General features: G+C 63.9%; 11 protein-coding genes. 7 read left to right on the forward strand and 4 right to left on the reverse strand.

The genetic code is table 11. The features are described 5' to 3' along the window. Positions 1-57 precede the first annotated feature (57 nt). On the forward strand, positions 58-564 hold the full coding sequence (locus B0G71_RS14665) for an OmpA family protein (protein WP_116142520.1): 507 nt from the start codon (positions 58-60) through the stop codon (positions 562-564). 61 nt (positions 565-625) lie between these two features. On the opposite strand, the gene B0G71_RS14670 is transcribed toward B0G71_RS14665, so the two are convergent. Together B0G71_RS14670 and B0G71_RS14675 are read right to left on the reverse strand one after the other, a co-directional pair. Continuing rightward, entirely contained in the window at positions 626-2,443 is a 1,818-nt protein-coding gene (locus B0G71_RS14670) for a tetratricopeptide repeat protein (protein ID WP_116142521.1), read from the reverse strand. 26 nt (positions 2,444-2,469) lie between these two features. Then, positions 2,470-4,302 carry a hypothetical protein gene (locus tag B0G71_RS14675; protein WP_116142522.1) on the reverse strand — a complete coding sequence of 611 codons (1,833 nt, stop codon included), beginning with the start codon at positions 4,300-4,302 and terminating at the stop codon, positions 2,470-2,472. Positions 4,303-4,561: 259 nt separating this feature from the next. Between B0G71_RS14675 and B0G71_RS14680 the strand changes: the two genes are divergently transcribed. Next, positions 4,562-4,843 (forward strand): hypothetical protein, encoded by a 282-nt coding sequence (locus tag B0G71_RS14680; protein WP_116119356.1) that lies wholly within the window; start codon positions 4,562-4,564, stop codon positions 4,841-4,843. Between the two features lie 154 nt (positions 4,844-4,997). On the opposite strand, the gene htpG is transcribed toward B0G71_RS14680, so the two are convergent. Both htpG and B0G71_RS14690 read right to left on the reverse strand, forming a co-directional pair. Further along, complete coding sequence (gene htpG / locus B0G71_RS14685; protein WP_116142523.1) at positions 4,998-6,896, reverse strand: molecular chaperone HtpG; 1,899 nt, start codon at positions 6,894-6,896, stop codon at positions 4,998-5,000. A 194-nt stretch (positions 6,897-7,090) separates the two neighbouring features. Beyond that, complete coding sequence (locus B0G71_RS14690; protein WP_116142524.1) at positions 7,091-8,548, reverse strand: PLP-dependent aminotransferase family protein; 1,458 nt, start codon at positions 8,546-8,548, stop codon at positions 7,091-7,093. Positions 8,549-8,813: 265 nt separating this feature from the next. Here B0G71_RS14690 and B0G71_RS14695 point away from each other — a divergent pair, with 265 nt between their 5' ends. The 5 genes from B0G71_RS14695 to B0G71_RS14715 all read left to right on the forward strand — a co-directional run bounded on the left by B0G71_RS14695 (position 8,814) and on the right by B0G71_RS14715 (position 15,266). Next, on the forward strand, positions 8,814-9,515 hold the full coding sequence (locus B0G71_RS14695) for a VOC family protein (protein WP_116142525.1): 702 nt from the start codon (positions 8,814-8,816) through the stop codon (positions 9,513-9,515). Between the two features lie 72 nt (positions 9,516-9,587). Further along, positions 9,588-10,784, forward strand: a complete 1,197-nt coding sequence (locus tag B0G71_RS14700) for a PLP-dependent aminotransferase family protein (RefSeq protein WP_116142526.1) — start codon at positions 9,588-9,590, stop codon at positions 10,782-10,784. Positions 10,785-10,882: 98 nt separating this feature from the next. Then, positions 10,883-11,347 (forward strand): RidA family protein, encoded by a 465-nt coding sequence (locus B0G71_RS14705; protein ID WP_012432248.1) that lies wholly within the window; start codon positions 10,883-10,885, stop codon positions 11,345-11,347. Between the two features lie 180 nt (positions 11,348-11,527). Continuing rightward, complete coding sequence (locus B0G71_RS14710) at positions 11,528-12,418, forward strand: PhzF family phenazine biosynthesis protein (RefSeq protein ID WP_116142527.1); 891 nt, start codon at positions 11,528-11,530, stop codon at positions 12,416-12,418. Positions 12,419-12,911: 493 nt separating this feature from the next. Next, entirely contained in the window at positions 12,912-15,266 is a 2,355-nt protein-coding gene (locus tag B0G71_RS14715; protein WP_106280181.1) for an EAL domain-containing protein, read from the forward strand. The last annotated feature ends 72 nt before the right edge of the window (positions 15,267-15,338 follow it).

The following is a 15,338-nucleotide window of genomic DNA, read 5'->3' on the forward strand; positions in this document are numbered from 1 at the left end:
CCGCCCGCAATCGAACGGCGCGCCACATGAACGCACAACCAAGGAAAAGACACGAAGATGAAGAATATTCTGAGCACAACCGCATGCGCGATCTCGGTCCTGCTGGTGACAGGCTGCGCGGCGCAACTGAACCGCGACACCGAGACGTCGTTGAACAAGGCTGTCGGTATCGAGGTGGCGCCGGTCGCCGGCGGTGTCGCGGTCAAGCTGCCCGAAACCGCCCTGTTCGATTTCAACAAATCCGACGTGCGCGGCGACGCGGCCACGGTCGTCGATCGTTCGGCCGTGCTGCTCAAGCGCAGCAAGAAACCGATTGTGGTCGAGGGCTACACCGACAATGTCGGCACGCTCGAATACAACCAGCAACTGTCCGAAGCGCGCGCGACCGCGGTGGGTTACGCGCTCGTGGCGCGCGGCGTCGCAATGGACCGCATTCGCACGAAGGGTAACGCGTACAACAACCCGGTAGCGGCCAACGATACCCCGGAAGGCCGCGCGCTGAACCGCCGTACCGAGATCGTCGTGCGTGGCGAGACGATGGATACCTTGATGGGCAAGAAGTAAGCGAAGCTATTTCGCGGCCATCTTCAACTGAAAAACCGGGCGCTGTCAGACCGCCCGGTTTTCAGCCAGCGACAAAATCGCGCAATGCTTGCGCCACCTCGTCAAGCACCGTATCCCAACGCCCCAACTCGCGCTGCCTGAACAGTCGCGCGGACGGATACCACGGACTATCGTCGCGCGCCGTCAGCCACCGCCAGTCGGTGAACGTGGGCACCAGCACCCAGACAGGCGTGCCGCAGGCGCCGGCCAGATGAGCAACCGCCGTGTCCACCGTAATCACCAGATCGAGCGACTGCACGATCGCCAGCGTGTCGGCAAACGTGCCGATTTCCGGCCCGAGTCTGTGCATGCTGCTATCCGCACGCGACGCCACGGCGTCGTTCTGCGTCTCGCCCTTTTGCAGCGCGAACCATTGCACGCCGGTCTGCTGCAAAACCGGCAGCCATTGGCGCAACGGAATCGACCGATAACGGTCGAGCTCGTACGCCGGATTGCCGGCCCAGACAATGCCGACGCGTTTTCCGGGCGGATCGCGCGCATCGGCTGCACCGATTGAGTCGAGCCGGGCCAGCCAGCGTTGCACCTGCGCCGGTTCCGCTCGCAGATAAGACGTCGCGAGCGGCAACATCGGCAGCTCCAGCTTCATGGACTCCGGCATGCTCAGCATGCGGCACCAGTAGTCGTACGGTCCGGGCGGCGCGCTCGTCCACGCGGCACGCACGCCGGCCGCGCTTCGCGCCACTTCGCCGAGCGGAGCCTCGACCCAGACATCGACCTGTGCGCCGCGCCGATGCAACCAGTCGGCCATACGCAAGAACTGCAATTGATCGCCCAGCCCCTGCTCGCCGACCAGCAGAAAGCGGCGGCCCGTTACCCGCTCGCCTTGCCATTCTGGGTAAGCGGGGCGAACCAGATCGTGATTTTCCGGCAGGGCTTCACCCCATCGATATTGCTTCCAGCCGTTTTCGTAGTCGCCCGCGCGCAGTTGCGCGGCTGCGAGGTTGAATTGCATCAGCGGATGATCGGGCAGCCGCCGCGCGGCTTCGACGGCATGCGCATGCATGGCCGGGAAGTCGCCCAGCATGTTGAACGCAAACGACACGTTGTGGTGCAGCCAGCCATTGAGAGGATCGACGGCGAGCGCCTCAATGGCGACGCTGATCGCGTCCCTGAAACGCTCTGCCTCGTTCAATGCAAAGGCCAACTGTTGCAACGCGGACGCATCTGAGGCGAAGCGAATGCGCAGGTCAGCGAGCACGCTGTCGATCTCCGCGCCGCGCCGCGCTTTCGACAACGCCGCGATCAATTCGAGCGCGTCCGGCAGATGCGTCGACTCGAGCGACCACGCGTGCAGCCAGTAGTCCGCTGCGTCCTGATAGCGTTCCAGCTCGGTACTGACTCGCGCGAGCGAGCGAACGGCATGATGTAAGGTCGGTTCGAGTTCAAGCGCTTCGAGATAATGTCCGCGTGCTTCGACGAGACGCTTCGAAAGCTTCAGGCAATCGCCCAGATTGCGATGCAGGCTCGCGGTGCCGCCACTCAAAGCCACAGCGCGATGGTAGAACGCTTCGGCCGCGATCAAGTCGCCGCCCAGCGCGGCGATCAAGCCGCGATGCTCCCAGATGTCCGCGCGCTCAGGTGCGACATTCAATGCCTGATCGAAATACACGCGCGAACGGTCGAGCCGATCGACGCGAAACAGGGCAAGGCCAAGGCGATGGAGCGCGTGCACATTGTGCGGCTGCGCCGCGAGAACGCGTTCGTAGTCGGCAATCGCCATGTCATGACGCCCTGCCGCGAAGCAGGCGTCGGCGTGCGCGGCGATTGCACAGATATCGTTGGAGACGCTGGTGGGGAGAGAGAAATCGGGTTCGTGCATCGACGTGGATCAGTTGCGTGTGTGACTCAAGCTGGCGTGGATTGCGCCGTTCGGGCCGTCCGGTTCGCCGCCATCAGCGTCTTCAGACGCGCTGCGGCCCGCTCGACCACCGGCGCCCATTGCGCAGGCTGCGGCTGCCGGAACAACTCGACCGAGTCATACCAGGGCTGCGCCTCGTCGTTGCCCCACGACCAATGCGAGACGTGATCGAGCATCGCCAGCACGCGATGCCCTAATGCGCCACCGAGATGCAACGGCGCGCTGTCGATCGTCACCAGCGCGTCCAGCGCGGTGAGATGCGCCGCCACGTCGTCGAAGCCGTCTATGTAGTCGCCGGTCAGATCGCACAGCCGATATCCCTGCGCGGCGAGCGCCGTCACATCGGCGTGACGTCCGGGCGTGAGCGGATGGAAGACGACATCCGGAAGCGCCAGCAGCGGCGTCAGCGCCGCAAGCGGAATCGACCGCATGGCGTCGCGCCGATGCGTCGGGCTGCCCGACCAGACGAGACCGACGTGCCACATCGCGTCGGGTGCGTGCGCGCTGATCCGTTCGCGCCAGGCCGCCGCCTTCGTTGTATCGGCTTGCAGGTAGGGCGCGCCGCGAACCTGTTCCGGTTCGAGACCGAGCATGAGCGGCAGGCTCATGAGCGGCAATGCGTAATCCGGTGCGCCGAGCGGGCCCTCTTCGATCGACACGCAATTCGCGTAGCAACGCGCGAACAGCGGTTGCAGCGCGCGACGCACGGCCAGCACCAGCCGTCCGCCTTCGTCACGCACGCGTGCCGCCAGTTGCGGAACGAAGCGCACCATCTGGATGTCGTCGCCGTTGCCCTGCTCGCTGTGCACGACCAGGGTCTTGCCGGCGAGCGCTTCGCCATGCCAACGCGGGCACAAGCGCGTCATGACGCTGACGACATTGTTCTGTTCGCGGTCTTCGCGCGCAAGACGCGCCTCGAAACGCGGCCACGCGCTCGACCAATCGCCGCGCCGCAGTTCCAGGTCCGCCAGATCGACCGCTGCCTGCACCGCTGACGGATCGATTGCGAGCGCCGCACGCAGCGCCGTCTCGCTGTCCTCATAGCGCGCCTGCTCGTTCAGATACATGCCGACGGCCGCCAGCACGTCCGCATTGCCGGGCGCGACGGCGTCCACGGCGCGCATGGTGGTCTCCGCTGCCGCAGCGTCGTTGCACTGCCATTGCGCGTGACTGAGCTGCCACGCCATCTCCGCATCGGCGGGATTGCGCGCAAGACATTCGCGGCAGATACGCTCGACCATCGGCCAATCGCGAATCTCGCGCAACGCCAGCACGAGTTGCAAGGGCAACGCCGGATCGATCGCGGGGTCGAGCGCATACGCCCGCAACAACGCCGCACGACGCTCGTCCCGCGCGCTCGTCTCCGGCAGCGCCGCCAACGCGATCGACAACCACCACGGCGCGCGCGCCTCCTGCGGTGCGCGACGCTCATAGGCACGCAAGATTCGCGCGGCCGCCGAGTGCGCGCCGCACGTGGACATCAGCCAGGCGACCCAGTCGATCGTCGTCTCGACCGGCTGCGCGGCCACCGCTCGCTCGCTGTTTCGCTGCGCGGCGGCGGCATAGCCGAGCGCGTCGGCGAACAACGCGACCCGCCCATGGCGCGCTCCGTTAGCGCACGCCTGCGCCTGCGACGCGCTGTGATACGCCTCTTCGAAACGCCCGGCGCTCGCGCACAGGTCGGCGTGCAACTGCGCCGTCGCGCCTGCCACGGCCATTTCGACTGCGTGCCGTGCGGCGGCATCGAAACCTTGCTCGCGCAAGATGGACCACAGGAGATGAACGGAATCGAGAGGGACTGCCAGAGCGGAATCGGACATGAGATTTCAGTGTGTTGTGGTTGGCATGCGAAGGCGTAATCACAAAAATAGGACTTGGTGCTTTCAATGCTTAAAGACTGGAAATAACCCTTCAAGTCTCCGAATGAAAATCGCGCGAGCATAAGACAAAACCGCGCTTTTACATCTCATAAACCAATCTCGATTTAATTCCATTGATTGTGTTTAGTTAGTTAACCATAATTAATTCAAGTCGACTATGAGTAGCCGCCGTAAGTCGATCCGATCGATCAACTACAACATGGAGCAAGCTTTGAATACTGGAAAATCGAAGGAAACATCCGACAGCATTGCTCATCTCGCTGCGGTCGTTTTACGGCGCGCGGGCGTCGCGCAACTGGAGAAAGAACTGGCGGGCTCAGCGCTGGCTCAACATCACACGTCGAAACAGACCAGCAGGGCTATCGGCAGTCTTGCTGCGAAAGTATTGGCCGATCACACTTCATGTCACGAGGCCAAGGAATTGGCCGGTAGCGTGCTCTCGCAAGTACGTCATCTCGAGGGGCCGGCGCCCGCGCGTTGAACGCTCGCCCTGAAGCGGCGGAGGCGGAGCCAACCTCGCTTCGCCAACTCACGTCCAGTCACACGCCGTGGGCAAAAAAAATGCGCTGCCGAAGCAGCGCATTTTTCAACCTCAAGCGTCAGAACGACGCCGCGGCATCAAACTCGACCCACGCTCAATTCGCGCGCGCCAGCAGCAGCGCATTGGTGCGCTTCACGAAGCTCGCCGGATCGTCCAGCGCGCCACCTTCGGCGAGCAATGCCTGATCGAACAGCAGATGGCACCAGTCGTCGAAGTTCGCGCTGTCCGCGTGCAGGCCCTTCACCAGCGCGTGCTCCGGATTCACTTCGAGAATCGGATGGAACGACGGCGCCGTCTGACCCGCGGCCTTGAGCATGCGCTGCAGATAGCCGCTCATTTCACCGTCGTCGGCAACGAGGCAAGACGGCGAATCGGTCAGGCGGAACGTGAGACGCACGTCCTTGGCCTTGTCCTTCAGCGCTTCCTTCATCTTCTCGACGAGCGGCTTGAACTCTTCGCCGACCTTTTCCTGTGCCTGTTTTTCTTCGTCGTTCAACGCGCCCAGATCGAGATCGCCGCGCGCCACGCTTTGCAGCGGCTTGCCTTCGAATTCGTTCAGGAACGACAGAATCCACTCGTCCACGCGATCGGTCAGCAGCAGCACTTCCACGCCCTTCTTGCGGAACACTTCGAGGTGCGGGCTGTGGGTCGCGGCCTGCCAAGTGTCGGCGGTCACATAGTAGATCTTGGTCTGCTCGGGCTTCATGCGCGCCACGTAGTCGGCCAGCGACACGGTCTGCTCCGGCGTCTCCGTATGCGTCGACGCGAAGCGCACGAGTTTCGCGATCCGCTCGCGGTTGGCAAAGTCTTCGCCGATGCCTTCCTTCAGCACCTGGCCGAATTCCTTCCAGAAGCCGGCGTACTTTTCCTTGTCGGCCTCGTTATCCGAATTGGCCAGCTCTTCGAGCATGGACAGCGAACGCTTGGTTACGCCTTCGCGGATCGCCTTCACGTCGCGGCTTTCCTGCAGGATTTCGCGCGACACGTTCAGCGGCAGATCCGCCGAATCGACCACGCCCTTTACGAAGCGCAGATACGCGGGCAGCAGTTGCTCGGCGTCGTCCATGATGAACACACGCTTCACGTACAGCTTCAGGCCGCCGCGATAATCGCGATTGAACATGTCGAACGGCGCGTGGGTCGGCACGTACAGCAATTGCGTGTACTCGCTGCGGCCTTCCACGCGGTTATGCGTCCACGTGAGCGGATCCTGATGATCGTGCGAGAGGTGCTGATAGAACTGCTTGTACTGCTCGTCGGTGATCTCGTTCTTCGAGCGCGTCCACAGCGCGCTGGCCTGATTGACGGTCTCGTCCTCGTCCTTCGTGACCATCTCGCTCTTTTCCGCGTCCCACTCTTCCTTCTGCATCAGGATCGGCAGCGCAACGTGGTCGGAGTACTTCTGGATGATCGATTTCAGACGATGCGACGACAGCAGCTCATCTTCATCCGCACGCAGATGCAGCGTGATGGTCGTGCCGCGCGCGGCGCGCTCGATCTGCTCGACCGCGAAATCGCCCTCGCCCGCGCTTTCCCAGCGCACGCCTTCCGAGGCCGGCAAACCGGCGCGGCGCGTTTCGACCGTGATCTTGTCCGCGACGATGAAGCCCGAATAGAAGCCCACGCCGAACTGGCCGATCAGCGCCGCATCTTTCTGCTGGTCGCCGGAGAGCTTGCCGAAGAATTCCTTGGTGCCCGAGCGGGCGATCGTGCCGAGGTTGGCGATCGCTTCGTCGCGGCTCATGCCGATGCCGTTGTCGTCGAGCGTGATGGTGCGCGCGGCCTTGTCGTACGACACGCGAATCCGCAGGTTCGGATCGTTTTCGTACAGCGCACTGTTTTCGATTGCTTCGAAGCGCAGCTTGTCGGCCGCGTCGGAGGCGTTCGAAATCAGCTCGCGCAGGAAAATTTCCTTGTTGCTGTACAGCGAATGGATCATCAGGTGCAGAAGCTGTTTCACTTCTGCCTGAAAGCTCATGGTTTCTTGTGCCATGGTCGGACTTCCTCTCTGTTGCGAATGGGGGTTCAAGTCGGGCGTGGCGCCGTGCGTTGCGGTTCGCCGGCGACCTCGGCCTGCCGTCGGCCTGCTGTCTGCAGGCCGCTGGGCCGGCACTAGGCCGATGTGTCGGCCGCTGAATGCGCGGCCCGCCGGATTGTCCGCCTAATTGGGGGCAAGCCGGCGCGGTTTCAAGAGGCGCGGCGCGCCACGCTGTCGAGATAGCGGCACAAAAAAGTGGCCAGTTCCGGATCGCCGCAGTTGGAAATATTGAAGCGCATCCAGGTGGTCGACGACTGTTGCGGGGAAAACAGACTGCCGGGCGTCAGCAGAAAGCCGGCTTCGTGACCGGCGGCCGCCAGCGCGTCGGCGTCGACGCCCGTGTCGGCCCACAGAAACATCCCGGCCATGGGCGTCAGGAACAGCTTCAGGCCGGTCTTCTCCAGCATCCGCACGGACTTTTCGCGCACGCCGTCGAGCCGCACGCGTAGCCGTTCGACATGCCGCCGATAATGGCCTTCGGTCAAAATCTTGTACAGCACACGCTCGTTCAGTTCCGGGCTCGTCATGCCGACCAGCATTTTCTGGTCGCTGACCGCGGTCGCCACTTCAGGCGCGCAGGCAATGAAACCGACGCGCAGATTCGGCGCGAGCGTCTTCGAGAAGCTGCCGAGATAGATCACGCGTTTCAACTGGTCGAGACTCGCGAGGCGCGTGCCCGGATAGCTCGGCGGACACAGATCGCCGTAAATATCATCCTCGACGACGATGAAATCGTACGCTTCGGCAAGGCGCAGAATGCGGAACGCCTGGGCCGCCGTGAGCGACGTGCCGGTCGGGTTCTGCAACACCGAATTGATCACCAGCATTTTCGGCCGCCAGGTTTGCACCAGCGACTCGAGCGCGTCGAGATCCGGGCCGTCCGGCGTGTATGGCATGCCCACCAGTCGCGCGCCCTGCGACGCGAAACGCCCGAACATCTGAAACCACGCCGGATCGCCGACGATCACCGCATCGCCCGGCTTCACGTAAATGCGCGAGATCAGGTCGATGGCCTGCGTGATGCCGGACACCATCACGATCTGATCCGGCGACGCGCCGATCTCCAGTTCCTCGAGCCGCGTCTGCAACTGCTGGCGCAGCGGCAGAAAACCCTGCGGCGTGCCGATGCCGAGCATCTGCGCCCCGCTCTGCCGGCCGAGCGTGCGCAGCGCGTTGGTGATCAGGTCGCCGTCGAGCCAGCGCGCCGGCAGATAACCCAGCCCGGGACTGCGCTCGGGCCGCGCGCCGGTGTGCAGCATGTTGCGCAGCAGCCAGACCACGTCGATCGTGGCCGGCGCCGGCGCCGCGGCGTGCGGATGAATCTCGGCGGTAGCGCTGGCCGCGCCGCCCAGCCGCTCGCGCACGTAAAACCCGGAGCCGCGCCGCGACTCCAGAAAACCCTGCGCCACGAGCCGTTCGTACGCCTCGACCACGGTGAAGCGCGACACGCCCTTGTCGAGCGCCAGCTTGCGGATCGACGGCATGCGCATGCCGGGGCGGAACACGCGCTCCTCGATGCGGCGGCGCGCCCACTGGACGAGTTGCTCGACGAGCGTGAGCGACGCGGTGTCGTGCGGGGTGGGAATCTGGGCAAGCGGGACGGACATGACGGGCTCCAACTGTACCGAACAGTATCGAATTGATTGTACCGTTACTGTGCCGGTCGGCGTCGCTACATTTGAGACAAGTAAAGGATGGGATGGCGGCACAGCGGGTTTTACGACGCCGCCTACGCTCTCCGGCAAAACCCTGCCAAACACCATCCGCATGGCCCGCCGATCCGGCAAACGGTTATGCTAACGGCCCCGGCGGCGTTGCCGCGACACCCGGCCCGCCCCGGTTTACCGCAGAAAACCGTTTCCCCGCTCCGTCATGACTGCTCATCCGCTCCGCCTCGATCACCTCGTCATTTCCGCCCGCACCCTCGACGAAGGCACGCAGTACGTCGCCGATACGCTCGGCGTCGCCCCGTCCGGCGGCGGCTCGCATCCGCTGATGCGCACGCATAACCGCCTGCTGAACCTGTGGGGCGGCGTGTATCTGGAAGTGATCGCGATCGATCCGCAAGCCGTGTCCCAGGACAACGCGCCCGCCGACGGCAGCGCGCCGCGCCCCCGACTGTTCGCGCTCGACGACCCGGCAACACACGCGCGGCTCGAAAACGGGCCGTATCTATCGCACTGGGTTGCCCGGGTCGAGCGGCCGAAACACCTGCCGACATGGCAAGCGCAGTATCCGCAGCGCATTGCTCCAGTCGTGCCGCTGACGCGCGGCGATTTCACGTGGGGCCTCACCGTGCCGGACGACGGCGCGTTTCCCGCCTGGCAAGGCATCGGCGACGGCGTACTGCCCTCGCTGATTCAGTGGGACACGACGAAGCATCCGTCGACGTCCTTGCCGGAAACCGGGATTTCGCTGAAAGCCTTGAAAGGCCTGCATCCGCAAGCCGACACGGTGGCGGCGCAGCTGCGCTGGCTCGGCGCGACGCATCTGATCGCGTTGCAGCCCACGGAAGGCGCGCCGGCGCTCATCGCCGAATTTGAAACGCCCGACGGTCTACGGACCCTTAAATAAGCAGCGCGCGCGGGTCGCCGACTCGCGCGATAATCGAAGTTTTGACCGGTTCCAGTACCAGCAGAGGAGACCATGGACCAAAGCGACTTGAAAGCCCCCACGTGGCAGTTGTCCGAACGCGCACGCAAGCTCACGAGCTCGGCGATTCGCGAGATTCTGAAGGTCACGGAGCGGCCCGAAGTCATTTCGTTCGCGGGCGGCCTGCCCTCGCCGGCTACCTTTCCGGCCGAACGCATGCGCGCCGCGTCCGACCGCATTCTGCGCGACGAACCCGCCGCGGCGCTGCAATACAGCGCGACCGAAGGTTTCCTGCCGCTGCGTGAATGGATCGCGAAGCGCTATTCGGTGAACGGCGCGCAGATCCGTCCGACTCAGGTGCTGATCACGACCGGCTCGCAGCAGGCGCTCGACCTGCTCGGCAAGGTGCTGGTGTGCCCGGGCAGCCCGGTGCTGGTCGAAACGCCGACCTACCTCGGCGCGCTGCAATCGTTCTCCATGTACGAGCCGCGTTACGTGCAAGTGCCGACCGACGAACATGGCCTCGTTCCCGAAGGCCTCACGCCCGAGCTAACCGCCGGCGCGCGCCTGCTGTACGCGCAACCCAATTTCCAGAATCCCACGGGCCGCCGTCTGCCGGTCGAACGCCGCCGCGCGCTCGCCGAGTTCGCGAAGACCGCACCGTTCCCGGTGATCGAAGACGACCCGTACGGCGCGCTCGACTACGCCGGCGAACCGCTGCCCACCATGCTGTCGATGGCGCCGGACCACATCGTCCATCTCGGTTCGTTCTCGAAGGTGCTGGCGCCGGGCCTGCGGGTCGGCTACATCATCGCGCCCGAAGAGTTGATTTTCAAACTCGTGCAAGCCAAGCAAGCGACCGATCTGCACACGCCGAGCTTCACGCAGCGCATCGTGTACGAAGTGATCAAGGACGGCTTCCTCGACACGCACGTGCCGACCATTCGCGAACTGTATCGTGATCAATGCGCGGCGATGCTGGCTTCGCTCGAACGCTACATGCCGGAAGGCGTGAGCTGGAATCGCCCGGAAGGCGGCATGTTCGTGTGGGTGAATCTGCCCGCGCAGATCGACAGCATGAAGCTGCTGGAAGAAGCGGTCGCGCAGAACGTCGCGTTCGTGCCGGGCGGTCCGTTCTTCGCGAACGAGCCGCAACACAACACGCTGCGCCTGTCGTTCGTGACGGTGCCGCCGGCAAAAATCGACGAAGGCGTGTCGCGTCTCGGCGCGCTGATCCGCGCGAAGCTCTGAACGCCGCCGCGCGCTAAGGGCGTTTTTCATGCGCGCCGTTTGCATGATTTTCGCCCGGCGCGCGCCCACGGAATTCCATTACTGACCAAGGACACACCATGGCTCAAACGAATGTGTACGACAAGCTCAAGGAACTGGGCATCGAACTGCCGACCGCCGGCGCGCCGGCTGCCGCGTATGTGATGAGCGCGCAAAGCGGCAACACGGTGTATCTCTCCGGACATATCGCCAAGAAGGACGGCAAGGTGTGGACCGGCAAGCTCGGCGCCACGCTCACCACCGAGGAAGGCAAGGCCGCCGCGCGCTCGATCGCCATCGACCTGCTCGCCACGCTGCACGCGCATGTCGGCGATCTGAACCGCGTCACGCGCATCGTCAAGCTGATGAGTCTCGTCAACTCGACGCTCGAATTCACCGAACAGCATCTGGTCACCAACGGCGCGTCCGAACTGGTCGCGGACGTGTTCGGCGAACGCGGCAAGCATGCGCGCTCGGCATTCGGCGTCGCGCAGATTCCGCTCGGCGCGTGCGTCGAGATCGAGATGATCGCCGAAGTCGAGTAATGCGGTAACGCAGTAACGCAGTCAGAGCCGCCGGCCGTCCGGCGCAGCGAGACAGCAACGCGTCGCGAGGTGTCAGCCACCCGCGGCGCGTTTTGCATTTGTGAGAGGTGGATCGTTACGTCGTCAACGGATAGAATCCGCCCATCCTATCCATTCGTTTGATTCGCTGGACTGCGCCCGATGCCCGCCCACACTGTCCGTTTCAAACAAGTCGACGTGTTCACGTCGGTGCCGTTCAAAGGCAATCCGCTTGCCGTCGTGTTCGATGCCGACGCACTCGATACGACTCAGATGCAGGCCATCGCTCACTGGACCAATCTGTCCGAAACGACGTTCCTGGTAAAGCCGACCGACCCGGCCGCCGACTATCGTGTGCGCATCTTCAGTAAGCTCGGCGAAATGCCGTTCGCGGGTCATCCGACGCTCGGCACCGCGCACGCGTTGCTCGAAAGCGGTTATCAGCCGAAGCAGGCCGGCAAGCTCGTGCAGCAATGCGGCGTGGGACTCGTCGAACTGGAGGCGCTGCCGGGATCGGACGGCGCGTGGGCTTTCGCCGCGCCGCCCGCGCGCGTCACGCCGCTTGCAGAGGATCGCTACGCGGCACTGTCTACGGCTTTACGTAGCAATGCAATCGATTTCAGCGCGCCGCCCTGCGCGGTCGACAATGGTGCGCCGTGGCTCGTGGTTCGCGTCAAATCGGCGCGCGAATGCCTCGCGTTAGCACCCGATGCGGGCGCGCTCGCCGACATTGCGCATTCGGTGGGTACGCACGGCCTCGCCGTGTATGGTCCGCACGAGGCTGACGGGCCGGCGACCTTCGAGGTGCGCTGCCTGATGGCCGGTGGCGGTTTCGGCGTCGGGGAAGACCCGGTGACAGGCAGCGCCAATGCCGCGCTTGCAGGCCTGCTGAGCGCCCAGCAGTTGCGCCCGGGCACGCACTATTCAGCCCGTCAAGGCACCGCCCTGGGCCGGGCCGGCCAGGTCTCGGTGCACTACGACGACGCGCGCGGGAAGACATGGATTGGCGGCTCGTCGGTGACGATTGTCGACGGCACGTTTCGCCTGCCCTGACCGGCACGCCCCTTGCCTTGCTTATGCGCCGGGCACGCAACAGGAAGCGGCATAGGGTTCGCCCCGCCTGGCCGCGCCTGACCACAAAACGCCGCATCGTTTGCACTATTAAATGCACCTCGCATCGGGAGAGGCCTGTTAAAGGCCTGGCACACCTGAATGCTGGCGCGCCTCGCCGCCGAATCCCGATGAAATATCCGAATATGACCGCGATGCGGCGGCCTCGAGAGCGGTTGCACAGGATGCCAAATTCGTCGCAACGGGCATCTGGCCGCGCCCTCGTATACCCGATGCCCCGCCTCTTCCTTAATCCAGTGGCATTAAGTAATATCAAGACGTACCCGATGACCTGCGGATGGTCAGGCACGGCGCCACGCTTATTTCTTCTGCGCAGCAGTTCCGGCACCTTGGTCACCATGCAGCCACCCATGAATTCAGCGCAGTCGACGCTCGCTCGTTTGCAACCGGCCGGCACCCAGGCACGGGCCGCCCGATGAGCCAATCCCGCTTCTCCGACCAGCGCGATGCCAAAGCCCGCCGCGACCCCGCAGTGTCGCGCCGGCGTGCGTTGCTCGCCATTCCCGCGCTCGGCGTATTGGTCCTGATCCTGCTTTGGACCGTGATCTTCGCGCGCCTGTCGGTCGAGAAAGAAGCCACGTATCGCGAGGCCATGGCCTCTGCTGCAATACTCTCCGCGGCGCTGGAGCAGCACACGGTCAAGGCGATTCACCAGGTCGATCAGATCACCCGCTTCGTCAAATTCGAGTTCGAGAAAACGCCGAATCATTTCGATCTGGCGAGCACGGTGGAAAAAGGCGTCGTGCAAAGCGAGACGCTGGTGCAGGTGTCCTTGATCGACGAACACGGCACGCTGATCGCCAACACGGCGGAACTCAACCCCAAGCGCATCGACCTGTCCGACCGCGAACACTTCAAGGTCCACGAACACGAGAACGACGACCAGTTGTTTATCAGCAAGCCCGTGCTCGGCCGTGTGTCCGGCCACTGGACCCTGCAGATGACGCGGCGTCTGAATCATCCAGACGGCTCGTTCGCGGGCGTGGTGGTGGTCTCGGAAGATCCCAGCTACTTCACCACCGACTTCTACAACAACGCGGCGATCGGCCGTGAAGGCGTGATCGCGGTGATCTCGGACAACGGCACCGTGCTCGCGCGGCGCACCGGCAGCACCGAAACCGCCAACGGCGTGTTCTCGGCGAGCGGTTCGTATCCGAACTCGGAACATGTGTCGGGCACCTACGTCGATTCGATCGACAACGTCACGCGCATCGTGTCGTACCGGCATATCGACGGTTATCCGCTCGGCGTGCTGGTGGGTCTCTCGCAAGCCGAGGAATTCGCCGACTACAACCACACGCGCAACGTCTATCTGATGATGGCGGGTTTCATCTCGTTCGCCATGCTGAGCTTCTTCGCCGTGGCCACCGGCCTGATCGGCAAGCTGCTCGGCCGCGAGCGCGAGATGACGCATCTGGTCGAATACGATCTGCTCACCGGTCTGCGTAATCGCTACGCGACGTTGCAGACACTGCGTCACGACGTGGCGCAGCAGACCAACCTCGGCCGCCTCGCGATTCTCTTTATCGACCTCGACAACTTCAAGACCGTCAACGACACGCTCGGCCACAATGCCGGCGACATCGTGCTGCAAATGACGGCCTCGCGGCTCGCCGCCGCGGTCGGCGAAGGCGGTGCGCTGAGCCGCATCGGCGGCGACGAGTTCGTCGTCGTGATCAAGGGCGACGACGTCGAGAAGCGCGCCGTCGCGCTTGCCGAAGCCGCGGCCGAAGCGTTCGCCAAGCCGTTCGACGTGCGCGGCAGTTCGTTCGTGCTGCATGCGAGCATCGGCATTGCGCTCTACTCGGTCGCCAACGAAAGCGAGATCGACCTGCTGAAGAAAGCCGACCTCGCCATGTACAGCGCGAAAGACGCGGGCAAGAACTGCTATCAGTTTTATTCGCCGCAACTGTCGCACCGCGCGGATCACTTGATGAAGTGGGAACAGCAATTGCGCGTGGCGCTCGCCGAAGGGCAACTGTTCCTCGCCTATCAGCCGAAGATCGATCTGACGCGCCGCTGCATTACCGGCTTCGAGGCATTGGTGCGTTGGAATCATCCGCAACACGGTTTGATTCCGGCCAACGAGTTCATTCCGGTTGCGGAATCGACCGGACTGATTGTGCCGATCGGCGACTTCGTGATCGAGACCGCCTGCCGGCAACTCGCGCTGTGGCAACAACAGGGCTACGACACGCTGTCGCTCGCGGTGAACATTTCGGCGGTGCAATTCTGGCGCGGCGACCTGTACGAAACGATCTCGCACGCCATCGAAGAGAGCGGCATCTCCGCGCGCCGCCTCGAACTCGAAATCACCGAAACGGCGATGATGGAATATCCCGAACTGGTCTCCGAGAAAATCTTCGCGTTGAAGCGCCTCGGCGTGCGCATCGCGCTCGACGATTTCGGCACCGGCTATTCGTCGCTGTCCTATCTGAACCGCTTCTCGGTGGACACGCTGAAGGTGGACCGTTCGTTCATCCAGGCAATTCCGGGCGACCGCAGCGTCTGCGTGATGGTCACCGCGATCGTCAATCTGGCCCGTTCGCTCGGTCTCACGGTGGTGGTCGAAGGCACGGAGACCGAAGAGCAGATTGCCTGGCTCGCCGCGCTCGGTCATATCGAGGCGCAGGGCTTCCTGTTCTCGCGCCCCGTGCCGGTGGACGCCATTGCGGCGCTGCTGGACCGCTTCGGCGTGTGCGGCATGACGGGCCGCCGCATCGCGCACGAGGCCGACAGCACCAGCAGCGTATCCAGCACCAACACCTGAGCGCGGCGCCCGTTGCGCGTCGTCGCGGGTCGTCACCCGCAGCGCCGCAAAACCGGCTACATTTTCGCTGTA

This window comes from Paraburkholderia sp. BL27I4N3 (assembly GCF_003386115.1).
Lineage (GTDB): Bacteria > Pseudomonadota > Gammaproteobacteria > Burkholderiales > Burkholderiaceae > Paraburkholderia.